The sequence below is a fragment of the Curtobacterium sp. SP.BCo genome, from assembly GCF_051903265.1.
Classification (GTDB): Bacteria; Actinomycetota; Actinomycetes; order Actinomycetales; family Microbacteriaceae; genus Curtobacterium.
Genome location: NZ_CP194337.1, coordinates 3624003 through 3636976, shown reverse-complemented (window position 1 = coordinate 3636976; position 12974 = coordinate 3624003). Strand labels below are relative to the sequence as shown.

General features: G+C 72.6%; 14 protein-coding genes. 8 read left to right on the top strand and 6 right to left on the bottom strand.

Annotation, left to right across the window (positions count from 1 at the left end):
* Nucleotides 1-36 precede the first annotated feature (36 nt).
* The 3 genes from ACRQ4B_RS17235 to ACRQ4B_RS17225 are packed head-to-tail and all read left to right on the top strand — an operon-like array spanning nt 37 to nt 2814.
* Nucleotides 37-1077, top strand: coding sequence for an NAD-dependent epimerase/dehydratase family protein (locus ACRQ4B_RS17235; protein ID WP_439692614.1), 1041 nt, complete (start codon nt 37-39; stop codon nt 1075-1077).
* Nucleotides 1070-1876, top strand: a complete 807-nt coding sequence (locus ACRQ4B_RS17230; protein ID WP_439692613.1) for an MBL fold metallo-hydrolase — start codon at nt 1070-1072, stop codon at nt 1874-1876. The genes ACRQ4B_RS17235 and ACRQ4B_RS17230 overlap by 8 nt, the downstream gene beginning before the upstream one ends.
* The gene (locus ACRQ4B_RS17225; RefSeq protein ID WP_439692612.1) at nt 1873-2814 is read left to right on the top strand and encodes a 3-oxoacyl-[acyl-carrier-protein] synthase III C-terminal domain-containing protein; all 942 of its coding nucleotides are present in this window, start codon (nt 1873-1875) and stop codon (nt 2812-2814) included. Before ACRQ4B_RS17230 ends, ACRQ4B_RS17225 begins: the two co-directional genes overlap by 4 nt.
* Nucleotides 2815-2886: 72 nt before the next feature.
* On the opposite strand, the gene ACRQ4B_RS17220 is transcribed toward ACRQ4B_RS17225, so the two are convergent.
* On the bottom strand, nt 2887-4248 hold the full coding sequence (locus ACRQ4B_RS17220) for a flavin monoamine oxidase family protein (protein ID WP_439692611.1): 1362 nt from the start codon (nt 4246-4248) through the stop codon (nt 2887-2889).
* 128 nt (nt 4249-4376) lie between these two features.
* Here ACRQ4B_RS17220 and ACRQ4B_RS17215 point away from each other — a divergent pair, with 128 nt between their 5' ends.
* Nucleotides 4377-6089 carry an APC family permease gene (locus ACRQ4B_RS17215; protein WP_439692610.1) on the top strand — a complete coding sequence of 571 codons (1713 nt, stop codon included), beginning with the start codon at nt 4377-4379 and terminating at the stop codon, nt 6087-6089.
* 95 nt (nt 6090-6184) lie between these two features.
* Here the strand turns inward: ACRQ4B_RS17215 and ACRQ4B_RS17210 are convergent, their stop codons facing one another.
* A complete protein-coding gene (locus ACRQ4B_RS17210; RefSeq protein ID WP_439692609.1) occupies nt 6185-6535 on the bottom strand; it encodes a hypothetical protein in 351 nt (116 codons plus the stop codon).
* A gap of 134 nt (nt 6536-6669) precedes the next feature.
* On the opposite strand from ACRQ4B_RS17210, the gene ACRQ4B_RS17205 reads away from it, so the two are divergent.
* The 4 genes from ACRQ4B_RS17205 (at nt 6670) to ACRQ4B_RS17190 (ending at nt 9418) form a co-directional block, all read left to right on the top strand.
* Nucleotides 6670-7266: an LppP/LprE family lipoprotein gene (locus ACRQ4B_RS17205; protein ID WP_439692608.1), complete on the top strand. Its 597-nt coding sequence runs from the start codon at nt 6670-6672 to the stop codon at nt 7264-7266.
* A gap of 181 nt (nt 7267-7447) precedes the next feature.
* Complete coding sequence (locus ACRQ4B_RS17200) at nt 7448-8497, top strand: YeiH family protein (protein WP_439692607.1); 1050 nt, start codon at nt 7448-7450, stop codon at nt 8495-8497.
* Between the two features lie 82 nt (nt 8498-8579).
* Entirely contained in the window at nt 8580-9191 is a 612-nt protein-coding gene (locus ACRQ4B_RS17195) for a hypothetical protein (protein ID WP_439692606.1), read from the top strand.
* Complete coding sequence (locus tag ACRQ4B_RS17190) at nt 9191-9418, top strand: helix-turn-helix domain-containing protein (RefSeq protein ID WP_439692605.1); 228 nt, start codon at nt 9191-9193, stop codon at nt 9416-9418. The genes ACRQ4B_RS17195 and ACRQ4B_RS17190 overlap by 1 nt, the downstream gene beginning before the upstream one ends.
* Before the next feature lie 10 nt (nt 9419-9428).
* On the opposite strand, the gene ACRQ4B_RS17185 is transcribed toward ACRQ4B_RS17190, so the two are convergent.
* The 4 genes from ACRQ4B_RS17185 to ACRQ4B_RS17170 are packed head-to-tail and all read right to left on the bottom strand — an operon-like array spanning nt 9429 to nt 12952.
* The gene (locus ACRQ4B_RS17185) at nt 9429-10226 is read right to left on the bottom strand and encodes a GntR family transcriptional regulator (protein ID WP_439692604.1); all 798 of its coding nucleotides are present in this window, start codon (nt 10224-10226) and stop codon (nt 9429-9431) included.
* Nucleotides 10223-10843 (bottom strand): TetR/AcrR family transcriptional regulator, encoded by a 621-nt coding sequence (locus ACRQ4B_RS17180; protein WP_439692603.1) that lies wholly within the window; start codon nt 10841-10843, stop codon nt 10223-10225. The genes ACRQ4B_RS17185 and ACRQ4B_RS17180 overlap by 4 nt, the downstream gene beginning before the upstream one ends.
* Complete coding sequence (locus ACRQ4B_RS17175) at nt 10840-11463, bottom strand: isochorismatase family protein (RefSeq protein WP_439692602.1); 624 nt, start codon at nt 11461-11463, stop codon at nt 10840-10842. The genes ACRQ4B_RS17180 and ACRQ4B_RS17175 overlap by 4 nt, the downstream gene beginning before the upstream one ends.
* Before the next feature lie 31 nt (nt 11464-11494).
* Entirely contained in the window at nt 11495-12952 is a 1458-nt protein-coding gene (locus tag ACRQ4B_RS17170) for an MFS transporter (RefSeq protein ID WP_439692601.1), read from the bottom strand.
* Between the last annotated feature and the right edge of the window lie 22 nt (nt 12953-12974).

Sequence of the window (12974 nt, the reverse complement as noted above, 5' to 3'; positions counted from 1 at the left end):
GACGGCGCCGCCCGGACGGCACCTAGTATCGGTGGGATGGGGGAGAGCGTGCTCGTCACGGGTGCCAGTGGGTTCCTCGGCGGCCACGTCGTGCGGGACCTGCGGGCGCACGGCTACGCCGTGACCGCTGCCGGACGCCGGGCTGCGGCGCTGCCGGAAGGTCCCACGTTCGTCGGTGACCTCGACGACCTCGGCCGATCGGACGTCCCGGCCGACGTCGTCGTGCACTGTGCTGCGCTGTCCTCGCCGTGGGGACGGTGGGCGGAGTTCGAGCACGCGAACGTCACCGGGACGGCCCGGGCGTACGCGTACGCCCGTCGGGTCGGGGCCCGGCGGTTCGTGCACGTCTCCTCGCCCGGGATCTACGCCGCGCCGCGGGACCGTCTGGCGATCCGGGAGCACGAGGTCGACCCGAGTCGACCGATGAACCACTACATCCGCTCGAAGCTGCACGCCGAGGCGCTGCTCCGTGCAGCGAGCGCCCGAAGCGGCGGCAACACCCGCAGCGATGACAGCGACCGCAGCGACCGCCCCGAGGTCGTCGTCCTCCGCCCCCGCGGCATCATCGGCCCCGGCGACCCCGCTCTCGTCCCGCGCCTGCTCCGCGTGCACGAGCGCGTCGGCGTCCCGCTCATGCACGGCGGCCGGGGCCTGGTCGACCTGACGGCGGTCGAGAACGTCGCGCTCGCCGTCCGGTTGGCCGCCGAGGTGCCCGCCGCAGCCGGACGCGCCTTCAACGTCACGAACGGCGAGCCGCGTCCGTTCGTCGACCTCCTCGACCAGCTCCTCACCGGCTTGGGCCTGCCGCTCCGCCACCGTCGGCTGCCGGCCGGGCTCGTGTACGGCGTCGCCGGGATGCTGGAGACGGTCTGCGGCGTGCTCCCCGGTCGACCGGAGCCGCCCGTCACGCGGTACACCGTGTCGACGATCACGCACTCGCAGACGCTCGACATCACCCGGGCGAGCGAGGTGCTCGGCTACGCGCCGGTCGTCAGCCTCGACGACAGCCTGGCGAGCTACGCCGCGGGCAGCGGCCACGCCGCGGGCAGCGGCCACGCCGGGGGCCGCGATGGGTAGCCTCCGCGCCGTCGCGTGCGGCACGACGATGCACGGCCTGCACCAGCTGCTCCGCGGTGCACCACGGGAACGTCGGGTCTTCCCCGCGAACGCGTTCCGGTACGACGCCGACGACCGCCTCGTCCTGTTCGACACCGGTTACGCCCCCGCCCCGTGGCGGACCGGCGTGACCGGGTGGGCGTACCGGCGGCTCCTGCCGCCCTCGGTTCCGCCGGGGGCGAGCATCGGCGAGCAGCTCGGCGCTGCCGCGGCGACCGTCACGCACGTGGTCCTCTCGCACCTGCACCCCGACCACATCGGCGGCCTCGCGGCGTTCCCGGACGCCACCGTGATCGTCACCGAGCCGATGCGGCGGACGATCGCGAACCCGCCGCTGCGTGCCGGTGTGCTCACCGGACTGCTGCCCGCCGGACTGGAGCCGCGCCTCCAGGTCGTGCCGGACCGGGCCTTCCGGATCGACGCGACCACGGGGTTGCGGACCGTCGACCTGTTCGGTGACGGGTCCTACCGACTCGTGGACCTGCCGGGGCACGCGGACGGCCACGTCGGCGCACTCGTCGAGGGGCGCGTCCTGTTGGCGGGCGACGCGGCGTGGGGCCGTGACCTGCTCGGCCACGAGAGCCGGATCCGGAGGATCCCGCGCGCCGTCGCGCACGACGCCAGGGCGCAGGCCGAGACGGCACGCCTGCTGCTCGACGCGGAGGCCGGCGGCCTGCGCCTGTGCTTCAGCCACGACCACCACCCGACGGACACCGACCTGCTGCGGGAACGGCGCACCGACGAAGGGGGATCGTCATGAGGAACTGCCGGATCAGCGGATGGGGCACGTACCTGCCCGAGACGACCGTGACCTTCCCCTCGCGGTCGGGCACCGGCACGCGCTACCGCATCGCCGACGATGTCTCGCACCTCGACATGCTCGCGACCGCCGCCGAGCGGGCGATCCAGCACGCCGGCATCAGCCCCGACGACGTGGACTGCGTCATCGCCGCCTGCGCCGCCGGGGTGCAGCCGATCCCGTGCACGGCCGCCCTGGTGACGGAGCGGATCGCCCCGGGCGCCCGGGCCGCCGCGTTCGACGTGAACTCCACCTGCACGAGCTTCATCACGGCGGTCGACATCGCCTCGCGCTACCTCGCCGACGGCGAGTACGAGCGGGTGCTGATCGTCTCCGGGGACGTCGGCTCCCGGTTCCTCGACCCCGAGCAGCGTGAATCCTGGGAACTGTTCTCGGACGCTGCGGCGGCGGTCGTCCTCACCCGCGGCGACGACGGGGAGGGCGTGCTCGCGAGCCTGCAGCAGACCTGGCCCGAGCACGCGCACGACACCGAGCTGCGCGGCGGGCTGTCACGGTTCCCGGCGCAGGACTACGCGGACGGCGACCCGGCCGACTACCGGTTCGACATGCACGGTCGGCGCGCGCTGATGGGGATGCTCACGGTCCTGCCGGGGTTCTTCGATCGGTTCTTCGCGAAGGCGGGACTCGGGCTCGAGGACATCGACCTGGTGGTCCCGCACCAGGCGAGTGGAGCGCTCGGGATCGCCATGCGGCGCATCGGGATCCCGACGGGCAGCTACGTGGACGCGGTCGCCGAGTACGGGAACATGGTGTCCTCGTCGGTGCCGTACACGTTGGCGCGCTGCCTCGACGACGGGCGGCTGTCGCGTGGCGACACCGTGCTGCTGTGCGGCACCGCCGCGGGCCTCACCGCGAACGCGTTGGCGTTGCGGCTGTAGACGGTCCCGACCGTCGGCCTGGAGGCGCGGTGCGGGCCCGCCCCGTGCCTCCCGTCCGCCCCGTGGTGCTGCTCAGGACGGTGCGGACCAGAGCCGGGCGATCGGCACGGTGTGGCCGAGCACCCGCTCCGCCGCCCGGTGGCCCGAGTACAGGGCCCCGGCGACCGTTGCGGGGTCGTCCGTCCACGTCGCCTCGCCGGCGAGGTGCACCCGGCCGTCGACGGGCACCGCGAGGTCGTCGTGGTCCGCCGTGGTCGACCCCGGCAGCATGTGCGCGTACGACCCTCGGGCCCACGGGTCGTCCTGCCACGCCGTCACGTGCACGGAGGTCGGCGCGGGGACGCGATCGCCGAACAACCGCCGCAGCTGCTCCACCACGGATGCGGTGACCTGCTCGTCGCTCCACCCCCGGATCGCCCGGGCTGCCGGACCGGCCGCGAAGGTGAGCAGCGTCGGCACGCCGTCGAGCCGGGTGAGGTCGTACCAGGAGTGCCACCAGCGCCCCGCGGGTCCGAGCTGACGGATCGCGTAGACGTCCTCGTCCCAGAACCGTTCGGGGAACCGGAGGACGACCTTCTCGAACACGTTCATCCGGAGCCGTCCGAGGGCCTGCCGGTGTCGTTCGGGCAGGGGCGGTTCGATCTCGATGCCGCCGGACTGCAGCACACCGACCGGCACCGTCACGACGACCGCCCCGGCGCGGAACGATCCCCGGTCGCTCGTGACCACGACGCCGTCGTCACCGTGCCGCGCCGCACGGACGACGTGCCCGAGGCGCACGTCGAGCCCGTCGGCCAGCCGTGTCGGCAGCGCGTCGTAGCCGTCCGGGAAGACCACCTCGTCGCCGTCGATGGAGTCGTCGTCGAGCCCGTGCGCGGCGAGCTCGTCGCCCGGGACCCCGTACTGCTCCTCGCTCCGGTGCTCGAGGTGCTCCCGCACGCGTTCGGCCCGCTCGGCGTCCCAGCCCTGCACGGCGATCGCCTGCTCGACGGCGTCGCGGTAGGTGTCCGTCGGACCCGATCCGGCCACGACGTCGGCCAGGGTGGCGTCGACCGTGTGCACGTCGGCGCTGAACCGACGCACGTGCTCGTCGTCGAGCCGGTGCCCGTCGGGCCCGTGGTACGCGATCGGCCGGCTGTCGACCTGGTAGCCGCCGACGGTGAACTCCACCGTGCGGATGCCGAACGCGGCGACGGCGTCGGCGACGGCGCTGCCGTCCACGCCGTGGATCCACGAGGCGCCGAGGTCGGTGACGGACCCGTCGGTCCGGTCGGTGTGCACGCGGCCACCGATGCGTTCGCGGGCTTCGAGCACGACGACCCGGCGGCCGGAGCCGGTCTCTGCCTCAGCGTCGGCGCCTGCGCCGGCGAGGAGTCTCGCTGCGGTGAGCCCGGCCACGCCGGCCCCGATCACGACGACGTCGACCGACTCCATGCATCAAGATTGACACAGACAGGTGCGGAAAGCGTCGTCAGGGTTTAGTTTCAGTGCTCGTATCCACAGTGTTGTGGTGCGACGGCGACGGTTTTCGTCGCTCGCCATCCGGAGAAGTGTGGTTGGTCATGCGAGACGAACGCGTCGTGACGGTGTCGACCGAGACGGTCGGTACCGAGAAGGGCCTGCGGAACGGGGCCATCGGGCTGGTCGGCAGTGTCGTGATGGGCATCTCGTCGACGGCGCCCGCCTACAGCCTGGCCGCGAGCCTCGGGCTGGTCGTGGCGAGCGGTGGCGCGCTCCTCGCCGGGGTCAAGGCCCCGGCGATCATGCTGCTCGCGTTCATCCCGATGTGGATGATCGCGGTGGCCTACCAGGAGCTCAACCGCGAGGACCCCGACTGCGGGACGACCTTCACCTGGGCGACCCGGGCGTTCGGTGCGGTGACGGGGTGGCTCGGCGGGTGGGGGATCATCGCCGCGGACATCATCGTGATGGCGAACCTCGCCCAGATCGCGGGGTCCTACGGGTACTCGTTCGTCGGGGTCGTCACGAACGACCCGGCGATCAGCGCCCTCGGGAACAGCACCCTGTGGTCGACCGTGGCCGGCGTCGCGTGGATCGCCGTGATGACCTTCATCTGCTACGTCGGCGTCGAGGTGTCGGCGCGGCTGCAGTACGTGCTGCTCGGCATCGAGGTGCTCGTCCTGGTGATGTTCGCCGCCGTCGCGCTCGTGCGGGTCGCCACCGGCAACGGTGTCGCCGGGTCGCTCACACCGTCGTGGTCGTGGCTGTGGCCGAGCGGGATGGACCCCGCGTCGGTGATCGCACCGGCGATGCTCACGGCGATCTTCATCTACTGGGGCTGGGACACCGCGGTGTCGCTCAACGAGGAGACGAAGGACCCGGAGAAGACGCCGGGCCGCGCCGCGGTCATCAGCACCGTGCTGCTCCTGGTCATCTACGCACTCGTCTCGATCGCCGCGATCGCGTTCGCCGGCGTCGGGACGTCGGGCATCGGCCTCGGGTCGCAGGCGAACGCCGATGACGTGTTCTCCGCGATCGGCCCGGCGCTGTTCGGCAACTCGTTCCTCGGTCACGCGGCGATGGCCCTGTTGTCGTTCTCGATCCTGACGTCGGCGTCGGCATCCACGCAGACGACGATCATGCCGACCGCCCGGACCTCGCTCTCGATGGCCGTGTACAAGGCGCTGCCGTCGCAGTTCGCCCGCATCCACAAGCGCTTCCTCACGCCGACCTGGTCGACGATCGGCATGGGCGTGGCGTCGATCGCGTTCTACGTGCTCTTCACGGTCATCTCGACGAACCTGCTCACGGCGCTGATCGGCTCCGTGGGGCTGATGATCGCGTTCTACTACGGGCTGACCGGCTTCGCCTGCGTGTGGGTCTACCGCCGCACGCTCTTCCGCTCGGTCCGGGACTTCGTGATGCGCGGGGTCGTCCCACTGCTCGGCGGGGTGACACTCGCCCTGACCTTCGTCTACGGGCTCGTGCAGTTCGCGCAGCCGGACTGGTTGCAGGGCGACGACGGCAAGGACGTCACGATCCTCGGGATCGGAGCGGTCGCGGTCGTGGGCGTCGGCTCCATCCTGATCGGCGTGGTGCTGATGGTCGTCTGGTGGCTCCGGTCGCCGGACTTCTTCGCCGGACGCACCCTCACCGCGACGAGCGGGATCCTCGTCCTCGACGCTCCGGGCGTCGGCCCGGAGCCGACCCTCATCGCACCGGACTTCTCGAACCTGCCGACGGGCAGCGTCGCGGTCGACGAGGAATCCGGCAAGCGGTTCCGTCGGACGCGGTCGCGTCGCGACGACGACTGACCCCCGGGACGGCAGGCGCGGGGCGGACCCGCACCGTGCCTCCCGTCCGCCTCGGCGCGTTCAGCGGCGCGAGCGCACCCGTCGGTGCCGTCCCGTCAGTGCCGCGCGGTGCGGCGACCGAACAGGGCGGCGAGGAACCGGGGCAGGCGCGGCCGCGACGGCGCCGCCGGCACCACCTGGACGGAGCGGGTCGGCGCGCGGAACGCGAGGTCGTGCAGCATGTTCCGCTTCGAGCCGTCCCAGTTCGCGAACAGGTAGGCGCCGCCGATGAACGTCATGCTGCGGACGGGTGTGCGCTTCCACGAGTCGGCGGCGACGTAGTAGCCGGTGTGCCCGGAGTGGATGTGCTGGATCACGGTGTCGACGTCGATGACGCTCGTGGGCGTCACGACGGCGGTGATGCCCGTTCGGTCACGGGCGACGTACTCGATGAGGTGTTCGGTCACGAGGGGCTCTTGTTCGCAGTTCGCGCACGTCGAGCGGTGGGGTACACACGACGAGGCATGGCCGGAATCGTCGTTGCTTCCGAACCCAAGAATAAACCGAGAACCCTGTACACGGCGAGGAGGAATCTGTGCGGATGCGTACAACGACCACTGCCGGGGGACTCTTGATCGTCGCAGCACTCGCTGCCGCCCTGACCGGCTGCAGCGGGGGCGGGAACGCCGCCCCGACCGCCACCCGCACCGTGACCGCGTCCCCCTCCTCGTCGCCGACGACCGACCCGACGCCCTCGACGTCCCCCACCCCGTCGTCGACCCCCACGTGCGGCCCGACGAGCGGCCAGACCGCGTCGGCGACGGCCATCGCCGACCTGCCGTTGCCGGCGGGGCTGGAGGACGCGAAGTGGAGCGCGGCCGAGGCGGACTACTCCGGGTACGACGCCTGCGCCCCGCTGTCGTGGGTCGTGGTGAGCGTCGAACGTGCCACCGGCAGCTCCCCGGTCGCGATCCTGCTCTTCCACCAGGGCCGGTACCTCGGGACCGCGACGAAGGAGGCCTACGCGTTCGTGCCGGACGTCGCGCGCACGAACCCGTCGACCATCGCGGTGACCTACCACTACGCGAAGCCGGACGAGGCGACCGCGAACGCGAGCGGCCGGACGAACGCGACGTTCACGTGGGACGACGCCACCGGTCGCGTGACCATGAGCGGACAGACGCCGCCCGTCGGCTGACGCGGCGGCGGCGGGCGGGCGCTGCGCGCGGGCGGGCGGGCGGGCGGGGCGCGGGCGGGCGCTGCGCGAGACTCGGCTGGCCGGACAGCCCGCGCACTCCGGCGGCCGAGTCGTGTCCGCCGAGCCGAGGCTCGGCGCCGATCCGCGACGCCGCGGGCACCGGCCTGCGATGCTTGTCCGCATGCCACCGTCCCGCGATGCCGTCCGTTCTGCTCTCCCGGGCGTCGCGCTCGCCGTCGGGATCGGCATCGTCGCGACGCTCGTCGGCCGCGAGGTCCCCGTGCTCGGCGGACCCGTCCCCGCCGTCGTCCTCGGCGCGGTCGTCGGGTGGCTCGTCCGCCGTCGGGAGCACGGCGCACTCGGAGCCCTGCAACCCGGGGTGAAGTTCGCGTCGAGCCGCGTCCTGCAGTTCGCCGTCGTGCTGCTCGGTGCGCAGCTGTCCATCGGCGAGGTGCTGCGCATCGGCGGCGAGACGCTCCCGGTGATGCTCACGACGCTGGTCGTCTGCCTCGCCGCCGCATGGGGGATCGGCCGCCTGCTGCGCGTCTCCGGTGCGCTCCGCACGCTCATCGGCGTGGGCACCGGCATCTGCGGGGCCTCGGCGATCGCTGCGGTCACCCCGGTGATCGGTGCGGTGAGCGCGGACGTCGCCTACGCGATGTCGACGATCTTCCTGTGCAACATCGCCGCCGTCTTCGTCTTCCCCCTGGTCGGGCACGCGCTCGGCCTCTCGCAGCACGCCTTCGGCGTCTTCGCCGGCACCGCCGTGAACGACACGTCGTCGGTCGTCGCAACGGCGACGGTCTACGGTCGCCAGGCGACCGACACCGCGGTGGTCGTGAAGCTGGTCCGGACGCTCATGATCATCCCGATCGTCGTCGGGCTCGCCGGCCTGGAGGCGCGACGCACCGCCCGCGAGCAGGCCGCGTCCGCCGACGGGTCGGGTCGCGCCGGGGGCGTCCGCGTGTTCCGGCTGGTCCCGTGGTTCCTGATCGGGTTCCTCGTGGTCGTGCTGCTCCGCACCGTCGGCGTGCTGCCGGCCGCCGTCGCGCCGGGGTTCGCGACCGCGGCGACGTTCCTGATCACGGTGGCGCTCGCCGCGATCGGGGTGTCGACGGACTTCGGCGCGCTCCGGCGTGCCGGGTTCCGGCCGATGCTGCTCGGGATCGCGCTGTGGGTGCTCGTCGCCGGCACGAGCCTCGGTGTGCAGGCGGTGTTCGGGCTGCTCTGACGGGGCTTGTCACGACGTGACCCATCGTTTATCGTTACTATCGAAATTCGATGGTATCGATGATCGACAGGGGATGAGCGCCATGACCACACCCGTCTACGAGCCGCCGCGCGGCTCGAAGTCCTACCTCACCTACGTCGTCGCGTGCGCCGTCGGCATCGCGTGGGTCGTCTGGTGGTACGTCGGCGACCTGGTCCACTCGGTCCGCGACCGCGTCGTGACCGTCCCGGTGCTGGTCGAACCGACGGCGCAGGTCCCGCAGCCGCCCGCGGGCGCGACGATCCAGGCGACCGAACTCGCGATGCGCGTCCGGACGTCCGACGTGCCGGCCGGTGCCCTGGGCTACATCCGGGTCGGGGACGCGGTCGAGGCGGTCGCCGTCGCCGCCCTCATCGCCGCGGTCGCCGCGGTCGCGTTGCAGATCAGCAAGGGCGGGCTCTTCGATCGTCGGACCACGCGGTTGCTGGACTGGGTCGTCGGTCTCACCGTCGTGGCGGGACTCCTGCCGGACTTCGTGCGGCAGATGGGCTGGAACTGGGTGGTCTCGGCCCTCGGGTGGGACGGGCGCCTCCCCACGCCGCTCGTCGAACCGCAGTACGTGCCGGTCTACCTCGGCGTGCTCCTGGTGACGTGCTTCCGGTTCGCCCTCACCGCGTCGCAGCGGATGGTCCGCGACCAGGCCGGACTGGTCTGATGCCGCCGGAAGAGGACGGCCACCGGGTCGTCTGCCACCTCGACGACCTGCTGGCCGCGCGGGGGATGTCCCTGACCGAGCTCGCGGACCGGGTCGGGGTGACGGTCGTGAACCTGTCGGTGCTGAAGAACAACCGGGCACGGGCGATCCGGTTCTCGACGCTCACGGCGCTCTGCGAGGTGCTCGACTGCCAGCCGGGGGACGTGTTCTCGGTCCGTCTCCCGTGAGCCGGGCCCGTCAGACGATCCGGGAGTCGATCACCGCCCGGTCGCCGCGGTACCGCGAGAACCCGTACTCGACCGGGGTCCCGTCCGCCAGGCACATCAGCCGTTCGATGTGGAAGATGGCCTGACCGGGGTCGATGTCGAGCAGGTCCGCGGTCCACTGGTCGGCGTTCACCGTGCTGAGCAGCAGCCGGCGGGCCACCGGTCGCTGCCCGACCCGTCGGACGAGCACGTCCGGGACGTACTCGGTGAGCGGTTCCGACACCAGATCGGGGAAGCGCTCCTGCGGCACCCAGCTCGTGCGGACCCGGCTCGGCTCGCCGTCGAACGAGATGAGGCTCTCGACGAAGTACGCCGCGCTGCCGTCCATCTCGAGGTTCCGCCGCACCGTCTCCGGTGCCGGCACGAGCTGGACGCACAGGTGCACGATGCTCAGCCGGGGCGAGTCGAAGATGCTCCCGCCGACCGCCTCCCCGTAGATCGTGACCTCCTCGGTGGTGCGGGCGAGGCTGACCGAGGCCACCGGGCGGACGCCGAACGTTCCCGACCGCGGCGCCCGAGTGAGCAGCCGCTGCTCCTTGAGGAGGGTCAGTGCGGCGCGGAGGACGTTCCGCGTCGTGCCGTACAGGTCGAGGAGCTCCCACTCGTAGGGCAGGGGTCCCGCGAACCGCCCGGCGACGATGTCCGCGCGGATGAGGTCCGACACCTGCCGTGCCGCGTCGGAGCGCCGGTTGAAGCCGATCCAGTGGCCGGGGGAGACGTCGCCGACCCCCATGTCCGTCCACGGTGCCGTCGCGTGCACGTCGTTCACGAGACCACTCCCACGGTCGAGGTGTCGCCGGTCCAGCCGGCCCACCGGAGGAACTCCCGGGCGAGCCGCACCGGGTAGTCGGGCGCCTGGATGTCGAGCGAGACGAACACCCGGCGGTAGAAGGTCGGACCGCCGAGCAGGTCGACGGCGATCCCGAGGTCGACGTCCGGTCGGAGTTCCCCGGCGTCCATCGCCCGTTGCAGCATCGCGTTCACCCGGAGTCGTCGGTCGAGGTGCCACGCGGCGACCGCCTCGGCCACCCGCGGCTCGTGCGACGCGAGTTCGACGATGAGCGGCAACGCCCGCCCGACCGGCGTCGCGACGAGCGCGTGCACCCAGCCGCGCGTCAGGCCGAGCACCCCTTCGTCGATCGGGGCGTCCAGGATCGTCGGGATCGTCTCCTCCATCAGCCGGATGACGGTCTCGGTGAGCAGGACGTCCTTGCTCGGCCACCGCCGGTAGATCGTCGCCGCGCCCACCCCCGCGGCGTCCGCGACGGCGCGGATCGTGCAGGCGCGGGGATCGCCCTCGGCGAGGATCGCCACGCACGCCGTGTACACGGCTTCGTCCACCGCGGCGCTCCGGGGCCGGCCGCGGACCGGCGCCGCGGTGCTCACGCCGCCCGCCAGTGCTCGAGGACCCGGTCGATGCCCCAGACCTCGCCGATCTTCGCGGCGATGTCGAACAGGTTCGCCTCGTGCACGCTCGGCAGGCGGTCGCCCACCGCCTCGCGCACGACGATCGGCACGAAGCCGTGCTGCATCGCGTCCGTCGCCGTCGCCCGGACGCAGCCGCTCGTGGACAGTCCGGCGATGAACAGGGTGTCGACGCCGCGCGCGACCAGGTCCGCCGCGAGCGACGTGCCGAAGAACGCGCTCGGGTACTGCTTCGGCACCACGGTGTCCCCGTCGACGGGCGCGAGACCCTCGATGAACGCACCCGTGGACGCACCCGGCAGGTAGGCCGCCAGCGCCGGCACCTTCCGGAAGAAGACCCCGGCGTTGGAACCGTCGGCGGACAACGCCATCGTCGTGACGGCGACGTGGACCCCGGCGGACCGGGCCGCCCCCGTCAGCTCGCGCATCCGCTCCACCGGTTGCTCGACGCCCGCGTACAACCCGCACGACGGGTCCACGTAGGCGTTCACCGGGTCGACCACCACCAGCGCTGCTCGGCGGCCGGGCTCCAGTGCGCCGGTGTACCCGGCCGAGACGTAGTCGTCGTGGTCGTCGGTCATGCGGTCCTGCTTCCGTCGTGGTGTGGTGTCGTCATGCGGAGGTGCCCGTCCCGGGAAGGGGGCCCGACGTGTCGGGCCGGAGCGGTGCCTCCCGGTCCGGTGGCCCGAACGGGCCGAACGCGACGATGAGCGCGCCCACCGCCGCGCACCCGGCGAACGTGAGCGCGGCGGATCGGACGCCGTCGACGAACGCCTGGACGTCGGCGGCCGGCAGGCCGAGCAGGGTGCCGTCGTACGCGGCCGCCTGCTGCGCCGCGGAGAGCCCGCTCGTCGCGATCGCCAGGCCGAGCGCCGTCGAGAACAGGAACCCGGCGTTCTGCAGCGCCGACCGGATCGCGTTCGCGATGCCGCGACGGTGCTCGGGGACGCGGGTCATCAGCGCCGACGTGCTCGGGGTCATGAACACCCCGGTGCCGACGCCCACCGCACCGAGGCCGATCGCCGTCACCCCGTACGCCGCGTCGTCGGCGAGGGACACCGCGAGCACGGCGGCTCCGACCGCGATGAGGAGCATGCCGATCGTGGACAGCGTCCGCGCCGGGAACCGTCGGGCGAGGACCCCGGCGCTCGCCGCCGCCACCGTCGTGCCGATCGGCGTCGGGAGCACCCAGAGCGCGGCCTCGACGGCGTCCTTGCCGCCCACCGCCTGGAACGAGAGCGATGCGAGGAGCACCAGCGCGTAACTGGAGAGCGCGCAGAGCCCCGCGGCGGAGAACAGGGTGATCGTCGCCCGGTCGCGGAAGATCGCCGGGTCGACCAGCGGGTGCGCGACCCGGCGCTGACTCCACACGAAGACACCGCCGAGCACGACCGCGCCCGTCGCCATCGCCACGGCCGGGGCGGCGGTCCACCCGGCCGAACCGCCGACGGACACCGCCCCGACGAGGAGCCCGACGGCGCCCACCGACAGGACCGACCCCGGGACGTCGAGGCGCTCGCCGGAGCGGGGCCGACCGACACGGGGGACGAGCCGGAGCGACCAGACGAGCCCGGCGATCGAGATCGGTACGCCGCCGAGGAAGATCCACCGCCAGCCGAACGACTCGGCGACGAGCCCGCCGACGAGCGGCCCGATGACCTGTCCGACGGCGGCGACGGTCGCGTTCAGCCCGAGACCGAGCGACAGGATCGACTCCGGGAACACGTCCGTGAGCAGCGCGGTCGTGTTCGTCACGATCGCCGCGGCACCGACGCCCTGCACGAGCCGCGCGCCCAGCAGCACGGCCGCGTCGGGGGCGAACCCGCACGCGAGCGAGGCCACGAGGAAGACGAGGATCCCGGCGATGTACAGACGCCGACGCCCGACGAGGTCCGCGATCCGCCCGAACACCAGGATGAGCGTCGTCGTGGTGAGCATGTAGCTGAGCAGGACCCAGCTGGACTGCAGGGCGGAGGCGTCGAGGTCACGGCTGACGTCGGGGAGCGCGACGAGCAGCGCGCTCGAGGAGATGAAGACGAGGACGACGCTGAGGCTGGACGCGCAGAGCACCTGCCACGCGCGTCGGCGGGCG

What these genes read in the sequence shown, in the direction of transcription:
- ACRQ4B_RS17230 (WP_439692613.1), top strand. Translation starts at nt 1,070, where the DNA reads ATGGGTAGCCTCCGCGCCGTCGCGTGCGGCACGACGATGCACGGCCTG.
- ACRQ4B_RS17205 (WP_439692608.1), top strand. Translation starts at nt 6,670, where the DNA reads ATGCGTACAACGACCACTGCCGGGGGACTCTTGATCGTCGCAGCACTC.
- ACRQ4B_RS17175 (WP_439692602.1), bottom strand. Translation starts at nt 11,463, where the DNA reads ATGACCGACGACCACGACGACTACGTCTCGGCCGGGTACACCGGCGCA.
- ACRQ4B_RS17200 (WP_439692607.1), top strand. Translation starts at nt 7,448, where the DNA reads ATGCCACCGTCCCGCGATGCCGTCCGTTCTGCTCTCCCGGGCGTCGCG.
- ACRQ4B_RS17220 (WP_439692611.1), bottom strand. Translation starts at nt 4,248, where the DNA reads ATGGAGTCGGTCGACGTCGTCGTGATCGGGGCCGGCGTGGCCGGGCTC.
- ACRQ4B_RS17215 (WP_439692610.1), top strand. Translation starts at nt 4,377, where the DNA reads ATGCGAGACGAACGCGTCGTGACGGTGTCGACCGAGACGGTCGGTACC.
- ACRQ4B_RS17225 (WP_439692612.1), top strand. Translation starts at nt 1,873, where the DNA reads ATGAGGAACTGCCGGATCAGCGGATGGGGCACGTACCTGCCCGAGACG.
- ACRQ4B_RS17190 (WP_439692605.1), top strand. Translation starts at nt 9,191, where the DNA reads ATGCCGCCGGAAGAGGACGGCCACCGGGTCGTCTGCCACCTCGACGAC.
- ACRQ4B_RS17195 (WP_439692606.1), top strand. Translation starts at nt 8,580, where the DNA reads ATGACCACACCCGTCTACGAGCCGCCGCGCGGCTCGAAGTCCTACCTC.
- ACRQ4B_RS17235 (WP_439692614.1), top strand. Translation starts at nt 37, where the DNA reads ATGGGGGAGAGCGTGCTCGTCACGGGTGCCAGTGGGTTCCTCGGCGGC.